At 69.3% G+C, this 16,684-nt stretch carries 16 protein-coding genes; 6 read left to right on the forward strand and 10 right to left on the reverse strand.

The window, feature by feature from the left end; all coding sequences use genetic code 11:
- The first annotated feature begins 99 nt into the window (after positions 1 to 99).
- Both AU194_RS11910 and AU194_RS11915 read left to right on the forward strand, forming a co-directional pair.
- On the forward strand, positions 100 to 948 hold the full coding sequence (locus AU194_RS11910) for an oxidoreductase (RefSeq protein ID WP_059089446.1): 849 nt from the start codon (positions 100 to 102) through the stop codon (positions 946 to 948).
- Positions 949 to 1,187: 239 nt separating this feature from the next.
- Complete coding sequence (locus AU194_RS11915; protein ID WP_059089488.1) at positions 1,188 to 1,838, forward strand: cutinase family protein; 651 nt, start codon at positions 1,188 to 1,190, stop codon at positions 1,836 to 1,838.
- On the opposite strand, the gene AU194_RS11920 is transcribed toward AU194_RS11915, so the two are convergent.
- From AU194_RS11920 to AU194_RS11945, 6 genes are all read right to left on the reverse strand, one after another.
- Entirely contained in the window at positions 1,828 to 2,265 is a 438-nt protein-coding gene (locus tag AU194_RS11920; protein ID WP_059089447.1) for a hypothetical protein, read from the reverse strand. The genes AU194_RS11915 and AU194_RS11920 overlap by 11 nt on opposite strands.
- A 38-nt stretch (positions 2,266 to 2,303) precedes the next feature.
- Positions 2,304 to 3,329 (reverse strand): D-2-hydroxyacid dehydrogenase, encoded by a 1,026-nt coding sequence (locus AU194_RS11925; protein WP_059089448.1) that lies wholly within the window; start codon positions 3,327 to 3,329, stop codon positions 2,304 to 2,306.
- Positions 3,330 to 3,362: 33 nt separating this feature from the next.
- Positions 3,363 to 3,980 (reverse strand): YigZ family protein, encoded by a 618-nt coding sequence (locus AU194_RS11930; RefSeq protein WP_059089449.1) that lies wholly within the window; start codon positions 3,978 to 3,980, stop codon positions 3,363 to 3,365.
- 47 nt (positions 3,981 to 4,027) lie between these two features.
- The gene (locus AU194_RS11935; RefSeq protein WP_059089450.1) at positions 4,028 to 4,963 is read right to left on the reverse strand and encodes a lysophospholipid acyltransferase family protein; all 936 of its coding nucleotides are present in this window, start codon (positions 4,961 to 4,963) and stop codon (positions 4,028 to 4,030) included.
- 68 nt (positions 4,964 to 5,031) lie between these two features.
- Complete coding sequence (locus AU194_RS11940; protein ID WP_059089451.1) at positions 5,032 to 6,813, reverse strand: hypothetical protein; 1,782 nt, start codon at positions 6,811 to 6,813, stop codon at positions 5,032 to 5,034.
- Positions 6,814 to 6,905: 92 nt separating this feature from the next.
- A complete protein-coding gene (locus AU194_RS11945; protein ID WP_059089452.1) occupies positions 6,906 to 7,529 on the reverse strand; it encodes a flavin reductase family protein in 624 nt (207 codons plus the stop codon).
- A gap of 119 nt (positions 7,530 to 7,648) precedes the next feature.
- Here AU194_RS11945 and AU194_RS11950 point away from each other — a divergent pair, with 119 nt between their 5' ends.
- Positions 7,649 to 8,782 (forward strand): AI-2E family transporter, encoded by a 1,134-nt coding sequence (locus AU194_RS11950; RefSeq protein ID WP_059089489.1) that lies wholly within the window; start codon positions 7,649 to 7,651, stop codon positions 8,780 to 8,782.
- A 35-nt stretch (positions 8,783 to 8,817) separates the two neighbouring features.
- Here AU194_RS11950 and AU194_RS11955 read toward each other — a convergent pair whose 3' ends face one another.
- From AU194_RS11955 to AU194_RS11970, 4 genes are read right to left on the reverse strand one after another with little or no spacing between them, the layout of a single operon-like run.
- On the reverse strand, positions 8,818 to 9,246 hold the full coding sequence (locus AU194_RS11955) for a PPOX class F420-dependent oxidoreductase (RefSeq protein WP_059089453.1): 429 nt from the start codon (positions 9,244 to 9,246) through the stop codon (positions 8,818 to 8,820).
- Positions 9,247 to 9,253: 7 nt separating this feature from the next.
- On the reverse strand, positions 9,254 to 10,444 hold the full coding sequence (locus AU194_RS11960; RefSeq protein WP_231743312.1) for a lycopene cyclase family protein: 1,191 nt from the start codon (positions 10,442 to 10,444) through the stop codon (positions 9,254 to 9,256).
- 40 nt (positions 10,445 to 10,484) lie between these two features.
- Complete coding sequence (locus AU194_RS11965; protein WP_059089490.1) at positions 10,485 to 10,973, reverse strand: SRPBCC domain-containing protein; 489 nt, start codon at positions 10,971 to 10,973, stop codon at positions 10,485 to 10,487.
- A gap of 2 nt (positions 10,974 to 10,975) precedes the next feature.
- Positions 10,976 to 11,302: a helix-turn-helix transcriptional regulator gene (locus AU194_RS11970; RefSeq protein WP_059089491.1), complete on the reverse strand. Its 327-nt coding sequence runs from the start codon at positions 11,300 to 11,302 to the stop codon at positions 10,976 to 10,978.
- Between the two features lie 144 nt (positions 11,303 to 11,446).
- On the opposite strand from AU194_RS11970, the gene AU194_RS11975 reads away from it, so the two are divergent.
- From AU194_RS11975 to AU194_RS11985, 3 genes are all read left to right on the forward strand, one after another.
- A complete protein-coding gene (locus tag AU194_RS11975) occupies positions 11,447 to 13,480 on the forward strand; it encodes a toprim domain-containing protein (RefSeq protein WP_059089455.1) in 2,034 nt (677 codons plus the stop codon).
- 9 nt (positions 13,481 to 13,489) lie between these two features.
- Positions 13,490 to 15,628: a DNA gyrase subunit A gene (locus AU194_RS11980; protein ID WP_059089456.1), complete on the forward strand. Its 2,139-nt coding sequence runs from the start codon at positions 13,490 to 13,492 to the stop codon at positions 15,626 to 15,628.
- Between the two features lie 152 nt (positions 15,629 to 15,780).
- Complete coding sequence (locus AU194_RS11985) at positions 15,781 to 16,500, forward strand: DUF1906 domain-containing protein (RefSeq protein ID WP_082698612.1); 720 nt, start codon at positions 15,781 to 15,783, stop codon at positions 16,498 to 16,500.
- Positions 16,501 to 16,684: the final 184 nt, after the last annotated feature.

The following is a 16,684-nucleotide window of genomic DNA, read 5'->3' on the forward strand; positions in this document are numbered from 1 at the left end:
GAATCGACACCGTGTTGATTTTCCGGCTTCACGTACTTGACGTCGCGTCGCATTTTTTCGACACTGTGTAGAGAATCTGAACCAATCGGGAGATGACCCATGCGAACCTTTTTCATCACTGGAGTGAGCACCGGACTGGGCCGGGCGTTCGCGACCGCGGCACTCGACGCCGGGGACCGGGTGGTCGGCACCGTGCGCCGATCCGATGACGCCACCGCCTTCGAGGCGCTGGCACCGGGGCGGGCGCATGCGCGACTGCTCGACGTCACCGATGACGCGGCGGTATTCCGCACCGTCGACGACGTCGAGTCGGCGCTCGGCCCGATCGACGTCGTGATCGCCAATGCCGGCTACGGCGTCGAGGGCGTCTTCGAGGAGACACCGCTGGTGGACGTGCGAGCGCAGTTCGCCGCCAACGTCTTCGGCGTGGCCGCGACACTGCAGGCAGCCCTGCCCCACATGCGGCAGCGGCGCGCGGGCCACCTGATGGCTGTCACGTCGATGGCCGGGTTGATGGCGGTGCCAGGGATGTCCGCCTACTGCGCAAGCAAGTTCGCGGTGGAGGGTCTACTCGAGAGCATCCGCAAGGAGGTCGCCGGGTTCGGCATCCACGTCACCGCGATCGAACCGGGCTCTTTCCGCACCGACTGGGCCGGCCGCTCGATGACCCGCGCCGCACACACCATCGCCGACTACGACGAGTTGTTCGCGCCCATCCGCGCGGCCCGCATCGCCGCCAGCGGCAACCAGTTGGGCGATCCGGCCAAGGCCGGGGAGGCCGTGCTGGCGATCCTCGACGTGCCGTCGCCGCCCGCGCACCTCGTACTGGGCTCGGATGCGCTCCGCCTCATCGCCGCCGCCCGCAGCGCCGTCGATGCCGACATCCGGGAGTGGGAGAACCTCTCGCGGACTACCGATTTCGCCGACGGCGCCCAACTCGCGGGTTGACGGCCGGTTCGCTTCCGGTGGCGCGGGGGCGGTTCGCGGCGCGACACTGAACGTGGGAATGCTTCGGCGAGCGACGACGTTTTCACCGAGGGCGCTGCACGCTTCCCTCGCGGACACCGATGTCGGCACGGGTGGTATGACGGATTGGTCGCCGCGTTACTCAATTGGTCGGAAGCTATCAGGGGAGGGTGAGCGTGGTTCTCAACAAGATCCGAGTGGTGTTCGGGTCGGTGTCGCTGATGATGGTGGCGGCACCGGCCGCTCTGATGCCGTCTGCCGCGGCGCAACCGTCGTGTCCGGATGTCGAGGTGATCTTCGCTCGCGGCACCAACGAGCCTCCCGGCGTGGGGCCGACGGGTCAGGCGTTTATCGACGCGCTGAGCCCGCAGCTCGGGGACCGCACGCTGAACGTGTACCCGGTCGACTACCCGGCCACCGATCAGTGGGCCACCGGCATCGACGGTGTGCGCGACGCGGGCGCGCGGGTGCTGTCGACGGCGGACACCTGCCCGGACACCCAGATCGTGCTCGGCGGCTACTCCCAGGGCGCGGCGGTGGCGGGCTTCGTGACGTCCGCGGACGTCCCGGCCGGTGTCGACCCCGCGACGGTGCCCAAACCGCTGCAGCCCGAGGTCGCCGACCACGTCGCGGCCGTCGTGCTGTTCGGCACCCCCAACGTCCGGGCCATGAACTTCCTCGGCGAACCGCCGGTCACCATCGGCCCCTTGTACGAGTTGAAGACCCGGAAGTTCTGCGCGACGGACGACTTCGTCTGCTCCGACGGCCTGAACTTCGCCGCGCACACGCCGACCAGTTACGACGGCGACCTGACCAAACAGGGTGCCGACTTCGCCGCTAGCCGCCTTACCGCCGACCCGGCTACGAGCTGACGCGCATCTCCTCACCGGGATGTGAGCTGACTGTGACGACCACGGTGCCGCTGCCCGTGTCGAAGGTGGCGTTGGCGTACCCGATGAAACCGTAGTGTCCGTCGATCGTGGAGACCGCGGTGATGTCGTCGCTTCCCGAGGCGCCGGTGTCGAGGTTGGCCCAGTCGGCGGTCACGGTCAGCGCGCACGAGCCGTCGTAGACGCCCGCGTCGTAGTTGATCGCGACGCGCACACCGTCGTCGAGCCGGTTGTCGATCTGGACGGGCACCACCTGGACCTCCGCGCGGACCGTTCCGCCGCAGCCCGGCGACGCCGTCACCGGGACCGGCTCGAGGTACGCGGCGGGCGCGGCGCCAGCCGGGGCCGCCAGCAGGTACGGCGCGGTCATCGCGACGGCGAGCACACCGGCGGTGCGGAACGGGGTCATGCCCGGATATCGGCGCCGACGGGCGCCGCGTTAGCGGGTCAGTACCCGGCGTCGTGGTCGTAGAGGTTGCGCAGCGGCTGCCCGTCGAGGTACCGGCGGAGGTTGTCGACGAAGATGTCGACGATCTTGGCGTTCTCGGACGGTGTGTTCGCCGCGGTGTGCGGGCTGAGCACCACGCCGTCGAGCGTCCACAGCGGTGACTCCTCGGGCAGCGGCTCGGTGCGGGTGACATCGAGGACCGCGCCGCCGAGCCGCCCGGCCCGCAGCGCATCGACCAGAGCGTCCTCGTCGACCGTGCCGCCGCGCCCGACGTTGACGACGATCGCCCCGTCCGGCAGCGCGGCGAGCTCGCGGGCACCGATCATGGCCTGCGTCTCGTCGGTCATCGGCGCGGCGATCACCAGGATGTCGGCGGCGGCGAGGTGGTCGGACAACTCTTCGCGCGTCGCCGCGGTCGTGAACGGCGGGCCGAGTTCACGGGGTGTGCGCGTCATCCCGGTGGACGTGACGCCGAATACCGCCAGCACCTCGGCGATCCGGGTGCCGATCCGCCCGGCCCCCACGATGAGCGCGTGCCGGCCTGCCAGCTCGGAGGTGGCGTTCGCGCGCCATCGGCGCGCGGCGCGGTCGGCGGCGAGTCGCGGCAACCCGCGTGCGAAGTAGAGGATGCCGGCCAGCGCGAATTCCGCGAGGGGGTCGGCGTGCACACCCGACGCGGTGGTCACGGTGAGCGGTCGGTGCCGCAGTCCGAGGTCGGCCATCTTCGCCCCGACACCCGCCGAGGTCGCCTGAACCCAGCGCAGCTTCGGGGACTGCGCCATCGTCTCCCCGGGGCGGCGCCAGTCGAAGTCGAACATCACCTCGGCGTCTCCCAGCAACGCCGTCCACCGCTGATCCTGTTCGGGGGTCAGCTCCCTGGGCGTGCCGATGTGATCGCTCGGCCAGCGTGGCTGCGGTAGCAGGTCCGGGTGGTAGTGCACCCGCACGCGGGGGTCCGCGGCCGCGATCCGCTCGACCAGGTCGGGTTCGAGGTAGGACGCGATCACCACGTCTGGTCGGCTCATCGGTACCGTCTCCTGATTCTTCAGCGCAGTGATTCAGCGCCACACCCGGCGCACATGGTGCAGTTCGCCCGCACCGGAGGTCAATTCGTCGACCACCGTGTGCAGCCGGGTCTCGTCGGTGCACATGACCGTGAGGGTGGCGCGCTCGCCGTATGCCACATCCGCGACCTCGAAGCCACGGGCGCGCAGCTCGGCCTCCACTCTGCCCGCGTCGGCATGGTCGGCGGCGAGGTCGAACACCTGCCACGAGATGCGCGGCCGCAGGGTGGCGGTCTCGATCACGGCGGTCACCGCTCCCCCATACGCCCGGGACAGTCCACCCGCACCGAGTTTGATGCCGCCGAAGTACCGCGAGACGACGGCGACGACGTTGACGAGGTCGTGCGCCTTCAACGCGTTCAGCATCGGCATGCCCGCGGTCCCACCCGGTTCCCCGTCGTCGCTGCTGCGCTCGATCCGCGACTCCTTGTCGTCGCCGATGACGTAGGCGAAGCAGTGATGCCGGGCACCGCGGTCGGCCGTCCGCGTGGACGCGATGAAGTCGACCGCCGCCTCCTCGGATTCGGCCATCCGCAGGCGGGCGATGAAGCGGGACTTCTTGATCATATGCTCGACGCCGGGCCGGTCGTCGGGACCCAGCGAGAACGGCATACCGGGATTGTGGCACAGGGGCTTTGGGCGTCCCGGGCGTCGGTAGGTCAGCCGAAGAGCGGAAGCGACCGTTTACGCGCCAGCGCGTCCATCCCGCGCTGGATGCTGTCCTGCACCTCGCGATACTTCTGCTCGACGTAGTCGTCGTCGTCCGCGCGGGCCGGATCGTGGTCGATCTCGACGGCTGGCATCAACCGGGTGCGGATCTTCGCCGGCAGCGGGAACTGCGGCAGCGCCGCGGGTGCGATCCCCCACGGCAATGACAGCGCGATCGGAAACACCTTGAGCCGCAGCAGCTTGTCGAGCCGCAACGCCCGCGACAGCCCGTCGCCGCGGATCAGCACCGGCATCGCGTCGGCCCCGCCGACGGTCGCGATCGGTACGATCGGCACCCCCGCCTTGATCGCCATCCGGACGAATCCGGCGCGGCCCGCCAGATTCGCGACGTCCCGTTCGGTCCACGGCCGCAGCGAGTCCACCTCACCACCCGGCCACACTGCCACGTCGCGGCCCTCAGCCAAGGCCGTGGCCATCGAGTCCGGCGCGGCGGGCAGCACGCCCATCGCCCGGAAGTAGCGGCCGATCCCCGGCAGCGCCATCAGCGCGTCGTGCGCGGTGCCGTGCAGCGGACGGTCCTGCCCGAAGCGGCGCCACCACTGCACCCCGACGGTCCAGGCATCCCAGACGAACGGCGCCCCGGAGTGGATCCCGACCAGCAGCACGGGTGCGTCGGGCAGGTTCTCCCACCCGTCGAACTCCATCCGGAACCAGTGGTCCACCAGGAAGTTCCACAGGTACTTCTGACGTTGCATGGTGGCCTCGTCCTGACCACCGAGGTCCCACCGGCCCGCGCGCTCGCCGAGTCGTCCGCCGATGCCGCCGTCGTGGTCGGCGCGCCGCTCGGCCATCTTCTCGCGGGCCTGCTCGGCATGTCGCTTCGCTTGCTGACGGACGGCGTGGGGGCGTGGATCGGCGTTGACCATACCTGTCGGGTACCCCGGCTATGCGCCAGGTCACACCCCTGGGGCCTGTGAGGTGGCTGTGCGCGGCGTCAGGGCAGGAACAGGATGCCGTCGTCGGAGGCGGCCTGCATCAGCTCGGGGATCGTCAGCGCCCCGTAGCCGGTGTGGACGGGTCCGCGCGCGGTACCCAGCCACAGGACGATGCCGGGGTCGGGGGTGACGTCGAGGTGGTAGGCCTGCACACCGGGCAGGTGGTACTGGAAGAAGTTCATGAGGAAGTCGACGAGGAAGACCGCGCTGCCGATCGGGCCCCTCCCCCACAGCTGCGAGGCGTTGTAGAGCGGCGTCATGTTGGCGGGATCGCCGATCATCACGATCGGACCGTAGTGCGGTTTGACACCGCCGCCGGGCACGAAGGGCGGCATGAACGGTTGCAGCCCGAACAGATCCGTGGCCATGTACGGCGCCGTGCTGCCGTAGGTGCCGACGTTGACGAACATCGAGTCGGCCCCGTTGCCGGGGACGACGGTATTGATGCCGGGGGCCTCGAATCCGATACCGGCGAAGCCCATCTGTTGGGAGACGTACTGCGCCTCCCACCCGCCGAGGGAGTGGCCCGTCACGAAGATGTCGTCGTCGCTGTAGCCCTGCAGCGCGGCCTCGGCCTGCACGCGTTCGGCGAAGTCGAGCGCGTCGTGGAACGCCATAGGCGTGGTGCCGGTGAACACCACCTGCAGGTCGGCGACGATCTGGCTGATCGTGATGAGCGGGTTGAACAGTAGGTTCGACCCACCCGTCGTGCCCTGGTAGGCGATGATGACCTGCCCCTCGGGCGTGACCCAGGCCTTGCCGACCATGCCGGAGAAGACGTTGGTCGACTGCATCTGGAAACCATTGACAGTCAACGGTTTCAGGCCACCGGGTGTCGAACCCAGCACGTAGCCCGCCGCGGACGCGTTGAGGAGTTGCGCCACGGTCGGCGTCGGACGGTCCGTGTCGCCGGTGTAGGTCATGGTGGGCACCGCCGGTAACGGGCCGGGGTCCTGCCAGAGCCCCAGGTGCCGCTCGATCTCGCGGAAGGCGCCGAACACCAGATCGTTCAACGGGGCCAAGGTGATAGGACTGACGGGCACGTTGGCCGCGGTGGTGAAGCCGAGGACCTGCAGCACGGCGTTGACCATCCGGCCGGGGAGTTCGAGGAGTTCGGCGACGGGCGACAGCGGCTGTGGCGGGGTCGGCGTCGTCTTCTCGACCGGCGACGGGGTCTCGACGGTCGCGAGCGCGGTCGCGACGGTCGCCGGTGGGGCGGCCGACGGCGGCGTGAGCTCCCGGGTCTTCGTGGGCCTGAGAGTGAGAACCGCGGCGGTGTCCTCGCTGGTCTCCTCGGCGGCGACCAGCGGTTCGTGCCGCGTCGACTCCCGCTCGTCGGTCGGGACCGGTTGCTCGACAACGATTTCCGGGGTGGCCGGCTCCTCGGTGGGCTGCGGGTTGCCGGACTCGACGGGGTCGACGGGTTCGACGGGTTCGTCGGCCACCGGCTCGGGCTCGGGGGCGACCTCTTCCTCGCCCGGCTCGATTTCCTCCGGCTCTCCGGTGGCTTCGCCCTCTGCAGGCGGCTCGCTGTCGGTCGCGCCGTCGTCCGACGTCGACGTCTCGGCGTTGGCCTTGTCGGGCTCCTCAGCCTTCTCCGCGGCATCGGCCTTGGGGCCGGCGTCCCTGGTCTCGGAGGTCGACGCGGAGTCCGGGGTATCGGCCCATGCCGTGGCCTGCACCGGTGCGTAGGTCACCCACGCGCCGAGCGCGATCGCCGCGATGCCGTACCGCAGCAGCCTGCCGTCGTGACGGTCCCTGACCCGAATGTCATCACCCACGCGGCCGACTCCCCCCAGGCACCCCCGGCGGCTGCCCGCTGACAACTTACATTGTCAGGTGATCGGGGTCACAGGAATCAGCAAACACGTCGTCACTTCGGTCGGACCATCTGAAAGACGCTCTCGGGTGTCACCTCGGAGTAGTTCGCCGGGCCGCCTCCGCGCAGCACGGGACGCGGCCCCGCGGTGTCGTACACGCCGTCGACCAGCCAGCGCCGGTCGATGTGCACGGCGACCACCTGCCCGAGCACCAGCCAGGTGTCGACGGCCGCCCCATCGACATCGCGCAGCTGCACCAGTTGCGTCAGGCGGCACTCGAAGTTGACCGGGCTCTCGAGCACCCGCGGGGCCTTCACCTCCACCGCGTCGACGGGCGTCACCCCACCACGGACGAACTCGTCCTCGTCGGCGGGCAGCGAAGCGGACGTCTCATTCATCCGCTCGGCCAGCTCACGCGTCGCGAGGTTCCACACGAACTCACCGGTCGCCTCGATGTTGGCAACACTGTCCTTCCAGCCGACCGAGGCGAACCCGATGATCGGCGGGATGTAGTTGAAGCCGTTGAAGAAGCTGTAGGGGGCGAGGTTGCGCACCCCGTCGGCGGCGTAGGTGGAGATCCAACCGATCGGCCGGGGCCCGACGATCGCGTTGAACGGATCGTGCGGCAGGCCGGTGCCGTCGGCCGTGCGATAGAAGTGCGCGTCGGCGCCCGCCATTGATGTCTCCAGTCCGATCGGTGTCCCGGGGAACGCTACGGCCCCGCAGGAAGGTCTCCCGTCCGGGTGATCGTCAAACCTGCTCGTGGAATGTCCCGGCGGTGGGGTAGAGAAGGATGATGAGCGACGACAAGCCGGCGGTGCGTGGCCGCGGTTCGGTGTACGGGGCACATCTTCGGTCGACCGCGGTCGTGGCCGTGCAATTCCTCGCGGTGGCCGCCGCACTGTGGGTGCTGGCGTGGGTGGTGGGCAAGACGTGGGTGATCCTGCTGCCGTTGGCGCTGGGCTTGATCCTGTGCACGGTGCTGTGGCCGCCGGTGCGCTGGCTGCGCCGCAGAGGTGTGCCCCCGGCCGCGGCGGCGCTCTCGGCGCTGCTGTTCGCCGTCGTGGTGATCGCGGGCATCCTCGCCGCGGTGGCGCCCGCGATCGTGGAGCAGTCCACCGAACTCGCCCAGCAGGCGTCGGCGGGTGTGGTGCAGGTGCGGGACTGGCTGGGCGGCCCGCCGCTGGACATCAGTGAGGCGCAACTCAACTCCGCGGTCGACGCGATCACCGACCGGTTGAACTCGAGCAGCGCACAGATCGCGGCTGGCGTGTTCACCGGGGTGGGGGCCGCGACGTCGGCGTTGGTCACGGTCTTCACCACCATCGTGGTCACGTTCTTCTTCCTCAAGGACGGCCCGCGGTTCCTCCCGTGGTTGCGCCGCGTGGTCGGCACCCCCGGCGCCGTGCACGTGGCCGAGGTCCTCCAGCGCGTGTGGTCGACCCTCGGCGGGTTCATCCGCACCCAGGCGTTGGTCAGCCTCGTCGACGCGGTGCTGATCGGGATCGGTCTGTTGATCCTCGGGGTGCCGCTGGCGTACGCGCTGGCGATCATCACGTTCATCGGCGGGTTCATCCCGATCGTCGGCGCCTTCGTCGCGGGCGGTCTCGCGGTGCTGATCGCGCTGGTGTCGAACGGTCCGGTCGACGCGCTCATCGTGCTCGGCATCATCCTGGCGGTGCAGCAGCTCGAGGGGAACGTGCTGCAGCCGTGGCTGCAGGCGAAGTCGATGAAGCTGCATGCGGTGATCGTGCTGCTGGCCGTCACCCTCGGGGCGTCGACGTTCGGGGTCATCGGCGCGTTCCTCGCGGTCCCGGTGGCGGCTGCGCTCGCGGTGATCGTCCGCTACTACGACGAGCAGGTCGGTGCGCGGGCGGGCGAGGGCATGCCCCCGGATGCTGACGACGAATCTGCCGAGCCGGCGCCGTGATCCACTCCCCTCGGCAGGTCAGTCGGCTCTGTAGGTCAATCGGTGACGTCGAACGCGGCGATCACCTTGGTCGGTGTCAGCCGGACGACCAGTTCGCCGGGAACGCCGTTGCGCCGGCCGAACTCCTCGGCGCGTTCGTCGCCCATGTACCGAGCGGCGATCCTCGTCGCCGTCGCGAGTAGGTCGTCAGGATCCTGGCTGATCGACACGGTGCCCTGGACCTGGACGAAGGCGAACGGTGGCCGCTCGTCGTCGACGACTACACAGGTGCGCGGATCCCGCTGCAGCGCACGTCCTTTCGCCGTGTCTGCCCCGGTGTTGAACACCAGCACACCGTTGTCGACGATGAACCAGATCGGGGCCACCAGCGGTCGGCCGTCGGCGGCCACGAACGCGACCTTGCCCGTGCGGGCGCCCTCGCAGAGGAAGGCGACGACGTCGTCGGTGAGCGCTTCGGCAGCCATGGGTCCATCATGCCCCCGGCGTCGCGTCGTTCGTGCGCACGTGTGGAACGAGGGCGGAGGTGACCAGGTGGCGGCGCAACCGGCCATTTGACGCGCCGAACAGGTGATTCATCGCGGCGATGTTGCCGCGGACGTCATCTCGACCGGTGAGGTACGTCCAGCGGTGGCGCTCCGGGAGGGCGAAGAACTGCTCGAAGAAACCGGGCACATCCTGCGGCGGCATCCGCAGCAGCGATTCCAAGCCGATACGGCGAAGGCGGTGAACCGCTTTCGCCGAGACAGGCCACACCGTCCGGTGCGCAGCCGTCAACGCCTTCCCCGGACCGTGTGGCAGCTGTGCGGCCAGCGCCTCGGCCACCCGTGGAGCGAGAGCAAGGGAGGCGGCGAGGCTGAAGCCGGTCGCCGGGTGGATCAGTGGCGCGGCGGCACCGAATCCGAGCACACCCGCGCCGCGATGTCGCGGATGATCCACCGGAAACGAAACCCGCTCGATGCGAACGTCTTTCGGCGGATCGATGCCATGCCGCGCCAGCCGAGTGTGGAGACGCCTGCGCAAGGTCGGCAGGGACAGCCCCGGTCGGCGCGCCAACGACGTCTCCTCCACCAGCACATCGCCGCGGCCGAGTGGGACGACATAGAGGAATGTCGGCCAGCCGGTCTCGCCGTGATCGGCGCGCCAGTCCATGAACAACGCCTCACCGGGGGAGATCAGCGGCGCGGCCGCCTCGGCGTCCAGCACGACGCCGTACGCGGTTTGGGCCGCCGCCGCCGCGCGACGCGACGAACTGCGGTCCAGGGGCCGCGCCCAACCCCCCGCGTCCACGACGACCGCGGCCTCGAGGGTCGATCCGTCGGCGAGCGCGACGACACCGCGGTCAGGAGAGCCGACCGCGCGCCCGGTGTGGATGCGTACGCCGGCGAGCGCATCCGCGAGATGCGCCTGCAGGGCGGGCACATCGAGTACGGCGTACTCCCATCCCAACTGATGCTCGGTGAGCGCGATCGCACGCCCGTGCGCGCGCGCCGCGATCACCGAATCGGGCAGAGCGGTGGGCAGCTCCGGACTCCACATGCCGTAGGTCGCCGTCCACGGCCGGTCCGGGGCCGGATCGAGCAGACCGGTCCGCAGGCCGAGGCGTTCGCACGCCCCGGCCAAGGCCGTCCCTGCGGGTCCGCCGCCCACCACCAGCACATCCATCCGCCCCATGGTGCCAGCGCTCAGCGTTGGCGCAGAGACGTCAGCTCGCGAGCAGCCCGTCGATCTGATCGATCGCCTGCCGCGAACCCTCTTCGACGCCCATCTCGAGCACTTTCTGCAGGCCTTCGGCCGACTGGTACGTGCTGACGTAGGTGACCCTGGTGACGGTGTCGCCCAGCCGCTCGAAGGTGTAGACACTGTGCGCGACCGGCATATCGCTCGACGGTGTGAGGTCATCATTGGCGAAGCCGTCCTCGAAACTGAAGCTGCGCAACTCGTCCACGGAGGTGACCTTCCAATAGCCCGGATACTTCTCGCCGTCGGGGCCTGTCATGTAGTACGTGACGGTGCCGCCCTCGGTGAGCTCATGCTCGACCACGGTGGCCGGGTAGCCGGGCGGTCCCCAGATCTTCTCCAGCTGCCGCGGGTCGGCGTAGATCTGCCAGACCCTTTCGACGGGCGCGGCGAACTCCGCGGTGATCGTCAGGGTGAGGTCGTCGAGGTTCTTGTTGATATCGGTGACAGGCATGGTCATTCCTTTCCGAGTAGGTCGTCGATGCGAGCGATGCGCCCGCGCCACACGTCTTCGAGCTCGGTGAGCATGGAGGCGACTGATCGCACCGCCTCCACATCCCCGCTCGCCAGCTGCTCTCGCCCCTGACGACGCTTGGAGATCAGGCCTGCCTTCTCCAGCACGGCGACGTGCTTCTGCACTGCGGCGAAGCTCATGTCGTATTTCTCCGCGAGTGCCGTGACCGAATGTTCCCCGGCCAGCACCCGACGAAGAATGTCTCGCCGCGTCCGGTCGGCCAGGGCGTGGAAGAACGCGTCCGCTCTGTCCTCGTCCCGGTCGGTCACCACACCAATGTACAACCATTCGGTTGTACGTTGTCAACCCTCGATTCCTTCAGGGTCGGGGCATCAGCGCGGTGGGCCGGAGATGTCGGTCCCGGCGTCTACGATTCCTGCGGCACCCCCCAGGATCGACACAAAGGACCAGCAGTGAGCTACACCGCCGCCGACATCACCGAGCTCGATGATGTCCAGCACACACGCCTGCGGCCGGCGGTGAACCTGGGGCTGGATGTGCTCAACACCGCGCTGCGCGAGCTGGTGGACAACGCGGTCGAAGAGGTCGCCGACCCGAGCCACGGCGGTTCCACGGTCACCATCACCCTGCACACCGACGGCTCGGTCAGCGTCGCCGACGACGGCCGCGGCCTGCCCGTCGACTCCGACCCCGTCAACGGCAAGAACGGCATCGTCAAGACGCTCGGCACCGCGCGGGCGGGCGGCAAGTTCTCCGCACACACCGACGCGACCAGCACGGGCGCCGGGCTCAACGGCATCGGCGCCGCGGCGGCGGTGTTCATCTCCAAGCGGACCGACGTGACCGTGCACCGGGCCGGCAAGACGTACCTGCAGAGCTTCGGCGGCGGCTACCCCGGGGTGTTCGACGGTAAGGGTTTCGATCCCGACGCCCCGTTCACCCGCGCCGACACCCAGAAGCTGCGCGGGTCGGGCAACCGCAAGCCCGATCTGCACGGCACCACCGTCCGCATCCTGTTCGACCCGGCCGTCGTGCCCGACAACAGCATCGACATCAACGAGGTGCTGCTGCGGGCGCACGCCGCGGCCCGGATGTCGCCGGGTGTGCATCTGACCGTCGTCGACCAAGGGTGGCCGGGCGAGGACGTCCGGCCCGAGCTGACCGAACCGTTCGACGGCCCGTGGGGCACCGACACCCTGCTCGACCTCATGTGCACCGCGGCGGGCACCCCGGTGCCCGGCGTGCGCGCCGTGGTGGAGGGCCGCGGCGAGTACACCACCGGTCGCGGCCCCACCCCGTTCCGGTGGTCGTTGACCGCCGGGCCCGCCGAACCCGCCACCGTCGCCGCGTTCTGCAACACCGTGCGCACCCCCGGCGGCGGGTCCCACCTGACCGCGGCGGTCAAGGGGCTCTCCGAGGCGCTGGCCGACCGCGCGTCCCGCATGCGCGATCTCGGGCTGGCCAAGGGCGAGGACGGCCCGGAGGCACAGGATTTCGCCGCGGTGACCGCACTCGCCGTCGACACCCGCGCCCCCGACGTGTCGTGGGATTCCCAGGCCAAGACCGCCGTCTCGTCACGGTCGCTCAACGTGGCGATGGCCCCGGATGTGGCTCGCAGCGTGACCATCTGGGCGGCGAACCCCGCCAACGCCGACACGGTCGGCTTGTGGACCAAGCTGGCGTTGGAGTCGGCCCGGGCGCGGCGCAGCGCCGAGGGCGCGAAAGCGCGGTCCCGCGCGGCGTCGAAGGCCAAGGGTCTGGGCACCAACCTGTCGCTGCCCCCGAAGCTTTTGCCCAGCCGTGAGACCGGACGCGGGTCCGGGGCCGAACTGTTCCTGTGTGAGGGCGATTCGGCGCTGGGCACCATCAAGGCCGCGCGCGACGCCACCTTCCAGGCCGCGTTCCCGCTGAAAGGCAAGCCGCCCAACGTCTATGGGTTCACCGTCAGCAAGGCCAGGGTCAAGGACGAGTTCGACTCGATCGAACGCATCCTGGGCTGCGGGGTGCGGGACAACTGCGATCCGGAGTCGTGCCGCTACGACCGGATCCTGTTCGCCTCCGACGCCGACCCCGACGGCGGCAACATCAACTCCAGCCTCATCTCGATGTTCCTGGACTTCTACCGGCCACTCGTCAAGGCCGGGATGGTGTACGTGACCCTGCCGCCGCTGTTCGTGGTGAAGAACGGTGACGAGCGGATCTACTGTCAGGACGAGTCCGAACGCGACGCGGCCGTCGCGCAGTTGAAGGCGACCTCCAAACGCAAGGTGGAGGTGCAGCGCAACAAGGGCCTCGGCGAGATGGACGCCGACGACTTCTGGAACACCGTGCTGGATCCGCAGCGGCGCACCGTCATTCGCGTGACCCTCGACGACGGCGACCCGAAACTGCACCACACCCTGTTCGGCGGGCCACCGGAGGGCCGGCGTACGTGGATGGCCGATGTCGCCTCCCGCGTCGACACCGCCGCTCTGGACCTGACGTAGGAGACCGCTGTGACCGCCACGCTCGATGTTCCGGAGCAGAACCCCGATCTGGTGCTCGACCAGAGCGCCGACGACTACTGGAACCACTACCAGCTGACCTTCGCGCTCTACAGCGTCAGCGACCGCGCGATCCCGTCGGCGTTCGACGGGCTCAAACCCGGGCAGCGCCGCCTGCTGTATCAGATGTACGACTCGCGGCTGTTGCCCGGCAACAAACCGCAGAAGTCCTCGAAGGTCTGTTCCGCCGTCACCGGCAACCTGCATCCGCACGGGGGCGCCTCGATGTACGGCGCGGCGGCACTGATGGCCGCCGACTTCCAGCGGGTGAAAGTCATTGACGGACAGGGCGCGTTCCCGCGCATCCAGGGTGACATCCCCGCCGCCGACCGGTACACCGAGATGCGGCTGTCGGCACCCGGTGCGGCGCTGACCGCCGAACTCGCCGACCACGCGGTGCCGATGGTCTCGACGTTCGACGGTGAGTGGATCGAGCCGACCGTCCTGCCCGCCCAGTGGCCGATGCTGCTGTGCAACGGCGCGGTGGGCATCGCCGAAGGCTGGGCCACCAAGGTCCCGGCGCACAACCCGCGCGAGGTGATGGCCGCCTGCCGCGCGCTGCTGAAGACCCCGAACATGACCGACGACCGATTGGTCAAACTCATCCCCGGCCCCGACTGGGGATCCGGGGCCAGCGTGGTCGGCACCGCAGGCCTGCGGGAGTACATCACCACGGGCCGTGGCCACTTCACCGTGCGCGGGACGGTGTCCGTCGACGGTAAGAACGTGATCGTCACCGAACTACCGCCCGGCGTCGCGAGCAACACTGTGCAGGATCGGATTCGCGCGCTGGTCGAGTCCGGGGAACTGTCGGGTGTGGCGGACATGTCGGATCTGACCGACCGGCGCAACGGGCTGCGGATCGTCGTCACCGCGAAACGCGGCCACAGCGCCGAGACCATCCGCGAGCAGCTGCTCGCCCTGACCCCGCTGGAGTCGACGTTCGCGGCCAGCCTGGTCGCACTCGACGAGGACCGGGTGCCGCGCTGGTGGTCGGTGCGGGAGCTGATCTCGGCGTTCCTGCACCTGCGCGACTCGGTGGTGCTGCGTCGCAGCGAGTACCGCCTGGAGAAGGTGGCCGCGCGGCGCCATCTGGTGGGGGGCCTGATGACCATCCACCTCGACATCGACGCGGCGGTGGCGGTCATCCGTGGATCCGACACCGTCGACGACGCTCGCCAGGGCCTGCAGGAGCGGTTCGCGATCGACGCCGAGCAGGCCGACTACGTTCTGGGACTGCAACTTCGGCGGCTCACGAAACTCGATGTCATCGAGCTGCAGGCCGAGGCCGAGAAGCTCGATGCCGAGTTCACCGAGCTCACCGAACTGGTGGGCAACCCCGATGCGCGCCGGGTGGTGATCGACAAGGAGTTGGCCGAGACCGCGAAACTGTTCAAAGGTCCCGAATTCGACCGCCGCACCGTGCTGGACTTCGACGCGACGCCGACGGTGTCCGGCTCCGACGAGGACGGCCCCCGTGAGCGCAAGGTCAACACCTCCTGGCGGCTCGACGACCGGGGCGTGTTCTCCGACAGCCACGGCGACCTGCTCACCTCCGGACTCGGCTGGGCGGTGTGGACCGACGGCCGCGTCAAGTTCACCACCGGCGGCGGTCTGCCGTACAAGATCCGCGACATCCCGGTGGCGCCGGACATCACCAAGCTGCTGTGCTCCGGCGTGCTGGCGCCCGGTCACCATCTGGCGCTGGTGACCCGGCGCGGGAAGGTGCTGCGAATCGACCCGGCGGCGGTGAATCCGCAAGGTGTGGCCGGCAACGGCGTGGCGGGGGTCAAACTGGCCGCCGACGACGATCAGGTCATCGCCGCGCTGCCGCTCACGTGCGGAAACGGCGAGGCGATCCTGTCGATCTCCAACAGAGGCTGGAAGGTCACCGAAGTCGCCGACATCCCGGTGAAGGGACGAGGGGGCGGCGGTGTCGGATTCCATCCGTTCGTCAACGGTGAGAGTGCCCTGGTGTCGGCGACGGTCTCGGCGACCGGGTTCGTGCGGGGCACCAGGGCGGTGCGCGCCGAGAAGCGCGCCAAGGCCTCGATCAAGGGTTCCGGCGGTGACGTGACCCCTGCGGGGTGATCCTCGAGACCACTCCGGCGAGGCATCACCGGTAACAGCAGTCTCATCGTTAACATCGGGCCGTGCATCGCTCGCCGGACGAACTCGGCTCCCGGCCGTCGCGCCCGGTCACCCGGCGCGACGCGCTGCGCTATGCGGCGGCCGCCTCGGCGATGGCCGGGTTGGGAGCGGCCGCAGCAGGCGCGGGCAGTCCGACCGCAGCGGCGGCCGCGCCGATGCTGATCGACTACGCCGCGCACCAGATCCCCGCCGAGCACATCCGGGCCGCGGGCTACGCCGGCGTGGTGAACTACGTGTCGATGTCACGGCCGGGCACGAACTTCGGCGCCAAGCCGATCACCCGGCCCTACGCCGAGTCGTTGGTTCGCGCGGGGCTGGTCATCATCAGCAACTATCAGTACGGGAAGCCGGGCGGGAGTGCACCGTCGGACTTCACCCGCGGATTCGCAGGCGGTGTCGCCGACGCCAAACTCGCCTGGCAGCTGCACACCGCGGCGGGTGGCGGCCGAAGCGCGCCGGTCTACTTCTCGATCGACGAGGACATCAGCCGCCAAACCTGGGACACGGTGGCGCTGCAATGGTTTCGAGGCATCAACTCGGTGCTCGGCGTACAGCGCACCGGCGTGTACGGCGGTATCGACGTGTGCCATTGGGCCGCCACTGCCGGGGTGATCGGCAACTCGCGCACGCCCGGAAAGGTGTGGGCGTGGCAGACCAAGGCGTGGTCCGGCAACCGGGTCCACCCCAACGCTGTGCTGTACCAGCGCATCGTGGCCACCAAGGCGAATCCGGGTCCGCTCGTCGGCGGGTACGAGGTCGACGTCAACGACGCGCTGGCTCAGGACTGCGGCCAGTGGAATCTGCACCCGTGACGGTGTTCCCGGCGGCGGCAGCCTGTACGGCCCAGCGATCGGATGGCCTGGGAGAGCGAAGCTCATGTATCTCGTGAGTAGAAAGGCTGAGGTCACTTCTCGCTTCTCGACAGATGCCGCGTCTCAGCGTCCGCACCAGTACGGTGTTTCGGTGCCGCGATGAGGCAGCGTGCACATTTCATGG

The organism is Mycobacterium sp. GA-2829, from assembly GCF_001499965.1.
Lineage (GTDB): Bacteria > Actinomycetota > Actinomycetes > Mycobacteriales > Mycobacteriaceae > Mycobacterium.

Coding starts and splice junctions, on each gene's coding strand:
- AU194_RS11945 (WP_059089452.1), bottom strand. CDS start 7,529: ATGGCGGGCGCCGACGCGCACTTCTATCGCACGGCCGACGGCACCGGC.
- AU194_RS11965 (WP_059089490.1), bottom strand. CDS start 10,973: ATGCCTGTCACCGATATCAACAAGAACCTCGACGACCTCACCCTGACG.
- AU194_RS11985 (WP_082698612.1), top strand. CDS start 15,781: ATGGCCGGGTTGGGAGCGGCCGCAGCAGGCGCGGGCAGTCCGACCGCA.
- AU194_RS11960 (WP_231743312.1), bottom strand. CDS start 10,444: ATGGATGTGCTGGTGGTGGGCGGCGGACCCGCAGGGACGGCCTTGGCC.
- AU194_RS11930 (WP_059089449.1), bottom strand. CDS start 3,980: ATGCCGTTCTCGCTGGGTCCCGACGACCGGCCCGGCGTCGAGCATATG.
- AU194_RS11910 (WP_059089446.1), top strand. CDS start 100: ATGCGAACCTTTTTCATCACTGGAGTGAGCACCGGACTGGGCCGGGCG.
- AU194_RS11915 (WP_059089488.1), top strand. CDS start 1,188: ATGATGGTGGCGGCACCGGCCGCTCTGATGCCGTCTGCCGCGGCGCAA.
- AU194_RS11935 (WP_059089450.1), bottom strand. CDS start 4,963: ATGGTCAACGCCGATCCACGCCCCCACGCCGTCCGTCAGCAAGCGAAG.
- AU194_RS11955 (WP_059089453.1), bottom strand. CDS start 9,246: ATGGCTGCCGAAGCGCTCACCGACGACGTCGTCGCCTTCCTCTGCGAG.
- AU194_RS11950 (WP_059089489.1), top strand. CDS start 7,649: ATGAGCGACGACAAGCCGGCGGTGCGTGGCCGCGGTTCGGTGTACGGG.
- AU194_RS11925 (WP_059089448.1), bottom strand. CDS start 3,329: ATGAGCCGACCAGACGTGGTGATCGCGTCCTACCTCGAACCCGACCTG.
- AU194_RS11920 (WP_059089447.1), bottom strand. CDS start 2,265: ATGACCCCGTTCCGCACCGCCGGTGTGCTCGCCGTCGCGATGACCGCG.